Source organism: Blautia aquisgranensis, assembly GCF_040096615.1.
In the GTDB taxonomy this organism is placed as follows: Bacteria; Bacillota; Clostridia; order Lachnospirales; family Lachnospiraceae; genus Blautia_A; species Blautia_A aquisgranensis.
This window is the reverse complement of sequence record NZ_JBBMEJ010000013.1, coordinates 109,532-122,169: the sequence shown is the minus strand read 5'-3', so window position 1 is coordinate 122,169 and position 12,638 is coordinate 109,532. Positions and strand designations below refer to the sequence as shown.

Annotated in this window: 9 protein-coding genes; 8 read left to right on the top strand and 1 reads right to left on the bottom strand. The window is 41.9% G+C overall.

The features are described from left to right. Positions 1–287: 287 nt before the first annotated feature. Positions 288–1,799: an apiosidase-like domain-containing protein gene (locus WMO28_RS11650; RefSeq protein ID WP_349057078.1), complete on the bottom strand. Its 1,512-nt coding sequence runs from the start codon at positions 1,797–1,799 to the stop codon at positions 288–290. Positions 1,800–2,115: 316 nt separating this feature from the next. Here WMO28_RS11650 and WMO28_RS11645 point away from each other — a divergent pair, with 316 nt between their 5' ends. The 8 genes from WMO28_RS11645 to WMO28_RS11610 all read left to right on the top strand — a co-directional run bounded on the left by WMO28_RS11645 (position 2,116) and on the right by WMO28_RS11610 (position 12,605). Next, positions 2,116–2,727, top strand: a complete 612-nt coding sequence (locus tag WMO28_RS11645; RefSeq protein WP_118514791.1) for an ECF transporter S component — start codon at positions 2,116–2,118, stop codon at positions 2,725–2,727. 389 nt (positions 2,728–3,116) lie between these two features. Further along, entirely contained in the window at positions 3,117–3,536 is a 420-nt protein-coding gene (locus WMO28_RS11640; RefSeq protein WP_178644660.1) for a MarR family transcriptional regulator, read from the top strand. 28 nt (positions 3,537–3,564) lie between these two features. Beyond that, a complete protein-coding gene (locus WMO28_RS11635) occupies positions 3,565–4,851 on the top strand; it encodes a cytidylate kinase family protein (RefSeq protein WP_178644658.1) in 1,287 nt (428 codons plus the stop codon). 143 nt (positions 4,852–4,994) lie between these two features. Continuing rightward, positions 4,995–6,182: a helix-turn-helix transcriptional regulator gene (locus WMO28_RS11630; RefSeq protein WP_349057077.1), complete on the top strand. Its 1,188-nt coding sequence runs from the start codon at positions 4,995–4,997 to the stop codon at positions 6,180–6,182. A gap of 134 nt (positions 6,183–6,316) precedes the next feature. Continuing rightward, positions 6,317–7,738 carry a glycoside-pentoside-hexuronide (GPH):cation symporter gene (locus tag WMO28_RS11625; RefSeq protein WP_178644654.1) on the top strand — a complete coding sequence of 474 codons (1,422 nt, stop codon included), beginning with the start codon at positions 6,317–6,319 and terminating at the stop codon, positions 7,736–7,738. A gap of 259 nt (positions 7,739–7,997) precedes the next feature. Beyond that, positions 7,998–10,763: a family 78 glycoside hydrolase catalytic domain gene (locus WMO28_RS11620; RefSeq protein WP_178644652.1), complete on the top strand. Its 2,766-nt coding sequence runs from the start codon at positions 7,998–8,000 to the stop codon at positions 10,761–10,763. 1 nt (position 10,764) lies between these two features. Beyond that, positions 10,765–11,619 (top strand): MBL fold metallo-hydrolase, encoded by an 855-nt coding sequence (locus tag WMO28_RS11615; RefSeq protein WP_178644650.1) that lies wholly within the window; start codon positions 10,765–10,767, stop codon positions 11,617–11,619. Beyond that, a complete protein-coding gene (locus WMO28_RS11610) occupies positions 11,616–12,605 on the top strand; it encodes an ROK family protein (RefSeq protein ID WP_178644648.1) in 990 nt (329 codons plus the stop codon). The genes WMO28_RS11615 and WMO28_RS11610 overlap by 4 nt, the downstream gene beginning before the upstream one ends. Positions 12,606–12,638 lie beyond the last annotated feature (33 nt).

The following is a 12,638-nucleotide window of genomic DNA, read 5'->3' as shown; positions in this document are numbered from 1 at the left end:
TGGTAACACATGGAGCTGACTGTTACTAATCGGGTGAGGGCTTGACCAAGAAACGCAGGTTAAGAATTGATTCAAGAGTTTGATTAACGATCAACAAGCATGTATGTAGTTTTGAGAGTATAAAAATTAAGCAATATTTAAACTATTCGGTTTAGATATTGCTTTTTTGTTATATTTGTTTGAGATATGTATAATTATATAAACTTAACGAAATAAATAAAAAAACGGAAAGTTCATTTCTCAAAATAAACAGAGAAGAACTTTCCGTCTTTGATTTTATCACGATATTATTCGTCCACAGCAAGAAGTGCAATACCTTCTTTTGCTTCGCCAAGATCAAGCCATGTGATTCCGCTGGCGCCAGTCATGATGGTTTTTCTTGTCATGTTCCAGGTGTCAATGACATCAATTTTGTATTTATGGTCTTCTGGAAGGATGAAGAAAGGTTTTCTTGGGCAGTGTTTTCCAAGGTATTTGATGTAAACCTGATCACCGCATCTTCCGGAAAAGATTTTATCTTTCAGCGCACCTGCATCATCTTCTGGTTCAGTAAGGCTGGTAACGAGAGAGATGATCGGATGATCCGGGCCGGCTTTATATCCGAGAAATTCATCTCCGAATGTTACAGATTCCGGCTCGTACCAAGGTTCAATGGCAGAAGGAAGGCTTTCCATGAGTTCGCGGAGAAAAGCGATTCTTTCCGGGCTTTTGCCTTTCAGTTTTCCGCCTTTTGCCCACCAGAGTACATCGTCATCGGAAAGATAGGTTTCACCATGTGTTGCAAATGCACCGATACAGTATGCACACCAGAATCTGTGAGTCATTTCCTGAGCGGAAATGTTTCCCCATGAATAATGAATATCACCTTCATAGCAGAATTCATCAAATACGATTGGTTTCTGATATTTACGCATGAGCTTGTCTGCTTTATGGAATAACACGTTCTGCAGGCTGCAGTGCGTCATGTTTTCACGGGAGTAATCATAAGGCTTCATGCAGTAGTGATTGCTGAGAAGATGGCCGTATACATCTTCTTCTTTTATGATTTCTTCGATTTTGTACCATTCCTCTTTTGATTTGGCAAAACATAAGTCATATTCGTTTGCCATGCTCCACCAGATACCTGGGAATGCAGATAAACGGCGGACAAGGTAGCGAAGATAAGTTTCATTCTGTTCTGGTGCTAATTTTGAGAAGCCCCATCTGTCGTAAGGATGGAATAAGATAAGATCTGATTCAATATCCATTTCCTGAAGCTGGGAGATCACTTCTTCCAGATGATTCCAGAATTTGTAGTTTGGATGATCTACATCCCAGTTTCCTTCTGCATCTTTGCAAAATGCGAATTCCCGAGGTCCATTTTCGTTAAATTCATAGGATTTTGGGAAAACACAGAAACGAATCTTATTAAAAGGAGACGTCTGCAGTGTCTGCAGAGTTTCTTTTTCCAGGGCGTCATCCTGATGAATCAGCGCATATACGGTAGTTCCAAAAGGAATGTAGGAGTCTCCGTTTTCGTAGACAAAATGGCAGCCCTGTGTGTGTACCATTCCGTGCTGCGTGGATGCAGTACATTCTTCCTGTCCTTCTGCTTTTACGGCACCTGTGACTTTCCAGGAGTAGACTCCGGCTTCGCGCGGAAGAAAACGTACTTTATAGGTTCCGTTTCCATCATAAAATCCTTTAACCGACTGAGAGGAATTGCCGTTTGTGAATACAGCTTTGATATCGGCAAGTGCTTCTGAGCTGTCTGGTTTTTCTCCCTGGAAAACCAGTTCAAACATTTTGTTCTGAATCATATTTTTATCTCCTTTGATTGTTTTTAGCACATTTTTTATAAAAAATTTCAAATCATGTTAAACGAATTATGACAACTATATTTTAACAACAAATCTGTGTTACATATATATTAATTTTGATATTTATATCTTTATTTTGCACTGTTTGCGAGTTGAGTGATATTTTACTAACTTACAAAACTGTCCCCTAAAAAAGAATAAAAATTGCCACTTGTAATACATCCACTCATAAAGTATCATAACTCCTGTGTTATTACACTGACACGTTAAAACAACTACACACAAAAGTAATAACAGAACGAGAGGGGACATTATTATGAACACACAGAACAACACAGTAGTCAAGCTTGCAGAAACTGCATTACTTGCAGCGTTATGCTACGTATCCTTTACATTTTTGCAGATCAAGATCCCAGTGCCGGGTGGAGATGCAACATCGATCCATATCGGAAATGCTTTTTGCGTGCTGGCGGCATTACTTCTTGGCGGTGTATATGGAGGACTTGCAGGTGCGATCGGAATGGGAATCGCGGATGTGATGGATCCGGTTTATATTACAGGTGCGCCGAAAACTTTTATCCTGAAATTCTGTATCGGTCTGATCGTAGGTCTTGTGGCACATAAGATCGCGAAGATCAATGAGAGCACAGATAAGAAATATGTTTTTAAATGGAGTGTGATCGCATCCATCGCAGGACTTGCATTTAATGTAATCGCTGATCCGATCGTGGGATATTTTTACAAGCAGTATATTTTAGGGCAGCCACAGAAGCTTGCAGAGGCACTGGCAAAAATGAGCGCGGCGGCAACCTTTGTCAATGCGGTTGTATCAGTGATCCTGGTAGCAATCATCTATAATGCGGTTCGTCCGGTATTGATCAAGAGTCATCTGCTCACAGTTACTAAGAAAAAAGAACAGACAGCATAATTTATTGAATTGCTATAAGTAAGTTTTCTGCGTGGTTGTGGAGAGCAATAAGCAGAGTGCTTTGTCCAAATCCAAATTCATAAAGAAGTATATAAATAACAGTTTTCAACAGTTATTCTTACGAACATTTTACAGATGTGAAAGTAAGAATAGCTGTTATTTTTTTACACTAATACGCTGTAATACACATATATTGTGTGCTTTTCATAAAAATAAGAAAGATAAATTGTGCAATATTCCAGACAATTCCAGACAAAATATAAAAAACATATTGACACAGCAAAATAAAATAGTTATAATTCTAAACATTTGAATTATAACTATTAACATAATTAAATCGAATGCTTTTATCCGTTTGATTAGATAAAGGAGAGGAAGTGAACATACAAATGCAGGATTCATTTCACTATCTGGCCATGGTAAATCAGATGATGATCCAGAAAAAGCTCATGGAGCAGCTGAAAACCACAGGTCTTACGCTGGGACAGCCGAAAGTTCTGGATTATCTGAAGGATCATGACGGTGCCAGCCAGAAGGAAATTGCGGCAGGATGCCTGATCGAAGCAGGATCACTGACCTCCATACTGAACCGCATGGAGGAGAAAGGCCTGATCGAGAGAAAAATGCTCAACGGAAACCGTCGGACTTTTCATATTTTTATGACAGAATCCGGTAAGAAAAATCAGAAGCTTGTGGAAGCTGCTTTTGAAAAAATAGAAGAAACAGCATTTTCCGGTATTTCTGAAGAAGAACAGAAAAGATTTATGCAGACATTTGAAAAGATTTATAAAAATTTTAATGCAAAATAAATGAAACAAAAAGAGAGGAGAATAAATAATGGACAAACTGAAACGATATCTGATTTTTCTGGTAGGACTGTTTGTGAACTCGCTGGGAGTCAGTCTTATCACCAAGGCGAACCTGGGAACGTCGCCAATCTCATCGATCCCGTATGTATTAAGCCTTAACTTCCCGTTTACGCTCGGAAACTTTACCATCTTTTTCAGTATTTTTCTGATCGTACTGCAGCTGATAATCCTGAGAAAGAATTTTAAACTGGAGCATATTTTACAGATTCCGGTATCCATTGTATTCGGATATTTTATCGATCTTACCATGCTTCTTTTTTACTGGGTAAACCCGGAGATGTATGTGATGAAGATCGTTTATCTTCTCATCGGATGCCTGATCCTCGGTTTTGGTGTGTACATGGAGGTTCTGGCCGATGTAGTTATGCTTCCGGGAGAATCTTTTGTCCGCGCGATCGTCCTTACCTGGAAAACAAATTTCGGAACTACCAAGATCTGCTTTGATGTTTCCATGGCTGTGATCGCCGCAGTACTGTCATTTGTTTTTGCAGGCAGACTGGACGGTGTGCGTGAAGGTACTGTAATTGCCGCACTGCTGGTTGGATTTATCGCGAGACTTTTCGGAAAGAAGTTTGCTTTTGTAAAAACAATGCTGTTTCCGGAGACTGTTCAGGAAGAACAGCAGAGAGAACAGGCGGCTCAGACACAGCATGGCATTCAGGGAAAAAATGTCATCGCCATTGGAAGACAGTTTGGAAGTGGCGGCCACGATATTGGCAAGGCACTTGCAGAGAAGCTTGGCTATGATTTCTATGATGCAGAGATCATTCAGATGGCAGCAGGAACAACAGGCTATACACCGGAATTTATTAAAAAGAATGAGGAGATCATGACAAACAGCCTCCTCTATGATCTTGTCAATCAGATGTATTTAAACAGTAATTCTCAGGATGAGGCACCGAAGGATAAGATTTTTGCGGCGGAGTCAAAGGTAGTACGTGAGCTTGCAGAAAAAGGAAACTGCGTGATCGTGGGTCGGTGTGCAGATTATGTTCTTCGAAATTCAGAAAACTGTCTGAAGGTATTCTTCTCAGCACCTCTTGAGAGCAGAATCAAAAGAGTTTCCAAAAGACAGAATATCTCTGAAAAAGAGGCAAAGACAGTCGTACAGAAAAATGAAAAGCTCCGTGCAGACAACTACCGTTATTACACAAGAAGAATGTGGGGAGCAGCAGGCAATTTTGATCTCAGCTTGAACACTGATCTTGGCGAAGATTATATCGAAATCTGTATCCGCGGAGCGATGAAACTGTAATTACGGAGTATTCCGTACCCGGCAAAATCCTATACAATTTGCAAAGAGTCTGTGTTATGATGAATAGCAGATAGACACGATACATGGATTTTACAGCATCACTGATTTTGTGAATTGCTATAGGAGAGTTGGGGAAATTGCTTATGGGTGATCATAAAAAATACATATTAAACAGATTGTCTGAACTGACAGGCGTTGATATTTTTTGTCAGGCAGACGAAACGTTGTCAAGCTATCAGAGAAATTCAGAACTGAATCCGATTTTCAGGAACAGCCAGCTGAGAGAACGATTAATGAAAGAGGCGGCCGCTCAGAAGCTGCCTCTTCTTCATAAAGAGGAAGACAGTATTTATTTTATCTGTGTAAGATCAGAGGGACAGTACTATTTTGCAGGTCCGCTCAGTCTGGGCGCGCTGAATAAGGTGGAGCTGCATAAATACTATAAGCGTTATGGGATTCACACAGATAAAGAGAAAATCTTGAAAAGATTTCAGTTTTCGGAAGTGATGGACATTGCACAGATCATGGATGCAGTTTTAAATGAAAATACAACAGAGGATATGGAGCTTGCCAAGGTAAATCATCTGGCTGCAGGCGCAGAAGAGCTAGAAGCGCAGGAAAAGATCATTTACGAAATAAAAAAAGACGAAGAAAATGCCTATCACCATACGTATCAGGAGGAACGTCAGCTTCTGGACTGTGTGCGGGAAGGACGCGTGGAGGACGCGCTTCATTTTACCCGGACAATGGATGGAGATATCGGAAAATTATCCGGAAAAGTACTGAACCAGTGGAGAAACACGGCAATTGTAGGAATCACTCTTTGTACCCGGGCCGCGATCGAGGGCGGAATCTCGCCGGCCGCAGCGTATCAGCTGAGTGATTTTTACATCAGTAAGTGTGACAGCTGTCAGGACATTGCACAGATGATCCGATACCGGAATTCTGCAGTTGAGAAACTGGCATCCGAGGTAAAACGGAAGCTGGAGCAGAAGCACACCTCAAGCTATGTGGAGCAGTGCAGGGATTATGTACAGAAGCATTACAGGGAAAAAATTTATCTCGATGATATCGCAGATACTCTTGGAGTAAGTGCCAGCTATCTGTCACGGCTGTTCAGTAAAGAGACCGGTGAGCGGCTGCAGGATTACATTACCCGTGTGCGGATAGAACGTGCAGCCAATCTTCTGACGTATTCCAATGAATCTTTGTCCAAGATCGCAGAATATGTGAATTTTCCGTCACAGAGCTATTTTGGAAAGGTATTCCGCGAGCAGAAGCAGCTGTCTCCGAGAAAGTACAGAGAGGTACATAAGCCAAAAGAATTCTAAATTATACTGATATTGATAAAATATAGATAAGATAACGACAAAAACAACAAAATAAAGATATATAAAAAGCGCGGTGGGGGTTATAGTAAGTTCATCGAAAGAAAAAACCGAAAGGGAAAAAAGGAGGAGGAGATATGTTCAGTTTAGCAAGTAAACATGATGACCCCAACGCCAAGCTGGCATGGAGCGAACGTATCGGCTATGGTACAGGAGGATTTGCCTTTAACATGATCAATGGTATCATCGGATCATTCCTGACCATCTATTTTACCAGTACAGTAGGACTTAATGCTGGTATCATCGCAACGATCTTTGCAGTATCAAAGGTATTTGACGGAATTTCAGATGTAATTGTAGGACGTATGGTTGACCGTACAAAATCAAAGCTCGGAAAAGGACGTTCTTGGCTGCTTAGAATGTGTATCCCATTTGCAATTACAACAATGCTGTTGTTCTTTGTTCCGCAGAACTTCCCGGAAATGGCACAGTATGTGTATATTTTCCTGATGTACAACATTGTAAATGCAATATGTCTTACCGGTATGCTGGTGCCGTATTATTCCATGATCTCACTGTTGACAGCAAATCCGTATGAGAGAGGATTCATTGGAAATCTTCAGCAGATCTTCCAGACACTGGGAAATGTAGTTATCAATTCAACATTCGTTACCTTACTTGGAATCTTTACAGACAGCACTGAGACGATCTACACACAGAGAGCATTCACGATCACAATGCTGATCTACTGTATCGCAATGGTTGTTATCACATTTTTCTGTGTTTTCTCAACAAAAGAGAGAGTACATTCAACAGATGATGAGAATGCAAATGATCAGAAAGCAGAGAATGTAGGAAGAGAAGCCGGTACATGGGAAACTGTAAAGGCGCTTCTTCAGAACAAATACTGGGTGATCGTAACAATTGCAAGCTTTGTAGTATTCTTCGTAGTTATCATGTATGCAATGGGAAATGTTTATTACTGTCAGTATGTTCTTTATGATATGGGACAGTACGGATGGGTATCCAACTCTATTTCCATCGCACAGTTCGCAATCATGTTTGTAACACCGGCCTTTATGAAGAAGTTTGGAAAAACAGCAGTTTATGAAGCTGGTATGGTAGTTATGGGACTTGGTTTCCTTGGATTTGCAGTACTTGGCGGTTCCAGCACGATCGTAATGATCGTATGTAACGTACTGAAAGGCTGTGGTGTTGGTATGGCCGGTGGTATGGCACTTGGTATGGTTGCTGATACCATTACATACGGAACAAAGAAAACAGGTATTGATACCGTAGGTCTTGGAAATGCCGGCGTTTCTGCAGCGCAGAAGATCGGTCTTGGTCTTGGTACAGCAGTATTCGGATGGGTTCTGAACGGAGCCGGATATGACGGATCCCTGGATGCCAAAGGTATTGCACAGCCGGAGAGCGTTTCTACAGCAATCAATTTCATGTACAACTGGCTGCCATTTATCATGGTAATTGCTATGTTTGTTATCATGTTTATCATGTATCACTGTGAAAGAGATTTAAAGAAAATGGAAGCTGCCGAATAAGAAGCTTTCGAAATAAAAACAGATAAATAAAGTTTTCCGCCCATGTAGATCAGCTGTGAAGCTATGACAGCTGATCTGTGTGGGCGCTTTTTATGTCGTGGAGAACAGGAAAATATAAAAAAAGGTAAAAATATTTATAAATACATCAAAATAAAAATATAAAATACAGAAGCCTCATGCTATGATAACGTCAGAGTAAAAAAGAAAGATACCAGAAAAAACAGAGCGTAATCATATAAAAAGGCAAGGAGAGGGATACATGAGAATTAAAAATGTAAGAATAAACGGCATGGAAAATCCAACAGGCTTTGATTTTGGAACTGTATGTATATCATGGAAGGTTCGTGAAGCTTCCGGAAAAGAGCAGCAGAATGTAAAAATCGAAGTGTCATTGACAGAAAGCTTCGAAGAAGTTCTTTGTGTAAAAGAAGGAAAAGAACTGAACAGTGCAGCAGAAAAACTGGAGTTTCAGCAGAACGTACACACAAGATATTATGTGAGAGTTACCGTTACAGATGATAAGGGCGAAACTGCTGTTTCAGAACCGGCATATTTTGAGACCGGAAAAATGGAAGAGCCGTGGGTTGGAAAATGGATCACAACAGAGAAAGAAGATACTTTCCATCCGCTGTTTGTGAAGAGCTTTGAAGCGAAGAAGGGTCTGGCTTCTGCAAGACTTTATATCTGTGGACTTGGACTTTTTACAGCAGAATTAAACGGAAAAAAAGTCGGAGATGAAGTTCTTACACCATATTACAGCAATTATCATGATGAAGAGCAGTACATTACTTTTGATATCACAGAGGATGTAAAAGAGCAGAACGAGCTTAGAGTATCTCTTGGAAATGGCTGGTTCAAGGGAAAATTCGGACTGAATAACCAGAGCAACAATTTCGGAGATGAATTTAAACTGATCGCAGAACTTCGTCTTGTATATGAGGATGGAGAGGTTCAGGTGATCGGAACGGATGAGACATGGGAGTACATTGGCTCTGATGTGGAAGATGACGGAATCTACGATGGAGAGATCATCAACCATCTTTTATGGAAGGAGAAAGAAAACTTACCGAAAAAGGCAGTTCTCACAGAGGCAGAAGGAAAGTTGGTTGCAAGATACAGCCTTCCTGTAATGGAGATGGAGGATATGCCGGTAAAAGAAGTGATCTATACACCGCTTGGTGAAACAGTACTGGATTTCGGACAGAATTTTGCTGGATATGTAACATTTCGAAACCATCTGCTGGAAGGAACAAGAATTGTATTTGATCATGGCGAGATTCTTCAGGATGGCAATTTTTATAATGAAAATTACCGTTCTGCAAAATCACAGTTTGTATATGTATCCGATGGCAGAGACGAGCTGGTTCGTCCTTCTTTCACATACTTCGGATTCCGTTATGTACGTGTAACAGGATGGCCGGGAGAGGCAAAGGAAGAAGATTTTACAGGAAAAGCCCTTTACTCAAAGATGGACAGAACCGGATACATTGAGACCGGACATCAGGGCGTGAACAGACTGTTTCTGAATGCACTGTGGGGTCAGAAATCAAACTTTATAGATTTTCCGACAGACTGCCCGCAGAGAGATGAAAGACTGGGATGGACCGGAGATGCACAGGTGTTCTCAGGAACTGCCAGCTTCAATATGGATACCACTGCTTTTTATCATAAATTCCTGCATGATTTAAGAAACGAGCAGGTAAAATATGATGGAATTCTTCCTGGCGTAATTCCGGTGCTGGATCCAAACGGGCCGATCTTTTCCAGCGTGTGGGGAGACATTGCGACAATCCTGCCGATGGTGGTTTATGAGCATTCCGGAAATGTGGAAATTCTGAGAGAAAATTACCCGATGATGAAAGACTGGGTAGACAAGATCACGAAAGAAGACAAGGCAAGAGGACAGAAATATCTTTATGATTTCGGAAACCAGCTTGGTGACTGGCTGGCTCTTGACGGAAGAACAGAGCAGAGTATGGAAGGCGGAACAGATGCCTACTATATCGGCTCCAACTATTATGCAATGTCTGTACAGAAGACTGCAACGGCAGCAGAGATCCTGGGATATAAAGAGGATGAAGCTTACTATAAAGATCTCTATGAGAAGATCAAAGATGCGATCATCCGTGAGTATTTTACAGAAACAGGACGTCTGGCCATTGATTCCCAGACCGGATATATTGTAGCTCTGTATTCCGGAATCTACAGAGATAAAGAGGCTGTTGTGGCAGGCCTGAAAGCAAGATTTTATAAAGACTGTTATAAATTAAAAGGCGGATTTACCGGTGCGCCGATCCTTTGCAGAGTTCTGGCAGAAAACGGCTTCGAGGAGGATGCGTTCTACTTCCTGATGCAGGAGGAGTATCCGGGATGGATGCACTGCATTAATCTTGGTGCAACAACCATCTGGGAAAGATGGAACTCTGTTCTGGATGACGGACACTTAAGCGGTATCATGATGAATTCCCTGAATCATTACTCCTACGGTGCGATCGTAGAATATCTTTACAGAGACGTGGCAGGCCTGAAGGCGCTGAAGCCTGGATTTAAGAAAGCACTGATCACACCGTTAATGAACGGAAAACTGAAATATATGAACATGACATACGATTCTGCATACGGAGAATACAAGGTATCCTGGAAGGTTCTCAAAAATGGAAACGTAAGTGTAGACGTTCAGGTACCGTTTGGATGCAGCGCAGTGATCGGCCTTCCGTTCTATGAGGGAGAGGTTACAGAAGTGGCAGCAGGAAGCTATCATTATGAGTATCGTCCTACAGAGGATCTGCGTCAGCGTTATAATCACAAAACCATGTTCAAGGATATGATGCACGATCCGGAAGCAATGAAGGTGATCGAGAGAGTATCCCCGATGCTGATGTACTTCCTTTCCACCGGAAATCAGGATTATTTTTATGAAAGCCTTCAGAGTCTGGAAAAGCTGTCCTATATGGGCTTCACCAGAGAGATCGTAGATAACTTAAGTGCGGAATTATCCAAGCTGATGGATATGGAGGAGAAATAAGATGGCAGATTTTTACAGAGCAGAAAAATTGAATGACAGAATGACAGCAGTCATCAGTCTTACCGGTGAGATCATGTATCTTATAAGTGGAGAAAAAAAATCCGTTCTCATTGATACCTGCGTAGGTGCCGGAAATCTTCGTGCGTTCGTGGAAACGCTTACCGATAAGCCACTTACCGTACTGCTTACACATGGTCATATCGATCATGCCATGGGTGCACCGGAATTTGCAGATGGCTGTGAGATTTATATGAATCATGCAGATGCAGAACTGTATTTGAGAATGAATGACGTAGAAGGCCGTAAGGGTTATGTTATGGCAGGCCTTGGAGGAAAAATGCCGGAAGGACTTGAGGATACATTTCTTCCTCCGACAGAATTGGATTTTAAAGATCTGAAAGATGGAGACAGCTTTGACCTGGGCGGTACAACTGTGGAAGTGTATGCACTTCCTGGCCATACACCAGGAAGCATGGTCATGCTGGTGCCGGAAGAAAGAATCCTGATCCTTGGAGATGCCTGCAATAATGCAACCTTTCTCTTTGACGGAGATTCCCTTACCGTTGAGGAATACAGAGAGAATCTTATCGAGGTACAGAACAGGCTGGAAGGACGTTTTGACAGCACCTGTCTCTGCCATCATGTGATAAAGGCATCAAAAGACATGATCAACAGCGCGATAAATGTCTGCGATGACATCATGAAGGGAAACACCGATGATGTACCGTTTGATTTCATGGGCCAGCAGGCTTTTGTGGCGAAGAAGGCAAGTGAATGCTTTGTGCGTCTGGACGGTGGAGAGGGAAACATCATCTACAATAAAGAAAAAATCCACAAAAAAGAGGTGACACGATGAATTATCTGGCAATCGATGTAGGAGGAACTTTTATCAAATATGCAGTGATCACAGAGAACTGTTCCATCCTTGAAAAAGACAAGACTCCTACAAGGCAGGAATCTTTGGAAGTATTTATCCAGTCTCTGGAAGAAATCTGCCGGAAGATCAGAGAGCACTATACGATCGAAGGAATCGCGCTCAGTATGCCGGGAATCATTGATTCCAAAAAGGGCTTTATGTATACTGGAGGAAGTCTTTTCTGCATCAGTAACGTAAATATCGTAGAGATTCTGGAGCAGAGAGTGGGAATCCCGGTCACTGTGGAAAATGACGCCAAATGTGCGGCCCTGGCAGAAATCTGGCAGGGTTCTCTGAAGGAATGCCAGAATGCAGTCGTGGTAGTCTGCGGTACAGCAGTAGGCGGAGCTGTGATCTGTAACCGTGAGATCGTCAGCGGAAAAAATTTCATGGCCGGGGAATTCAGTTATGTGATCACGGACAGCAAGGACGAGTACAAAATGGCAAACTGCCTTGCAGAAACAGCCGGTGCAAAAGCACTTATTCAGAGTGTGTCAGATAAAACAGGCATTCCGGTAGAGGAATTAAACGGAGAAAAAGCGTTTTCACTTGCCAATCAGGGGAATGAAAAGGCAATTGCCGGAATCCGTGAGCATGCGAAGAAGCTGGCCATTCACATTCACAACTGTCAGTATATGTTTGACCCGGAAAGGATCGCAGTGGGCGGCGGGATCAGTGAACAGCCGCTGCTTCTTCAGCTGATCCGTGAGGAAATTGCGAAGATCAATGATATGTTCCCGTGGACACTTCCGGTTCCGGAGGTAACAAGCTGCCGTTTTTATAATGATGCGAACCTGATCGGGGCAGTCTATGTACATATGAAAGCAAGAGAGAAAAAGATTAGCCTGGATAAAGTCAACGAGCTGATGGAATTACTGAAAAACAGAAGAGAAGGAGAGTACTTAAGAGCTCTTCTCACAGAGTAACAGGAGGTAAATATGAAGAGAAAATATCCTAAT

Bases quoted from the DNA above. Each gene is read 5' to 3' on its own strand.
- WMO28_RS11650 (WP_349057078.1), bottom strand. From the start codon at position 1,799: ATGATTCAGAACAAAATGTTTGAACTGGTTTTCCAGGGAGAAAAACCA.
- WMO28_RS11645 (WP_118514791.1), top strand. From the start codon at position 2,116: ATGAACACACAGAACAACACAGTAGTCAAGCTTGCAGAAACTGCATTA.
- WMO28_RS11640 (WP_178644660.1), top strand. From the start codon at position 3,117: ATGCAGGATTCATTTCACTATCTGGCCATGGTAAATCAGATGATGATC.
- WMO28_RS11635 (WP_178644658.1), top strand. From the start codon at position 3,565: ATGGACAAACTGAAACGATATCTGATTTTTCTGGTAGGACTGTTTGTG.
- WMO28_RS11630 (WP_349057077.1), top strand. From the start codon at position 4,995: ATGGGTGATCATAAAAAATACATATTAAACAGATTGTCTGAACTGACA.
- WMO28_RS11625 (WP_178644654.1), top strand. From the start codon at position 6,317: ATGTTCAGTTTAGCAAGTAAACATGATGACCCCAACGCCAAGCTGGCA.
- WMO28_RS11620 (WP_178644652.1), top strand. From the start codon at position 7,998: ATGAGAATTAAAAATGTAAGAATAAACGGCATGGAAAATCCAACAGGC.
- WMO28_RS11615 (WP_178644650.1), top strand. From the start codon at position 10,765: ATGGCAGATTTTTACAGAGCAGAAAAATTGAATGACAGAATGACAGCA.
- WMO28_RS11610 (WP_178644648.1), top strand. From the start codon at position 11,616: ATGAATTATCTGGCAATCGATGTAGGAGGAACTTTTATCAAATATGCA.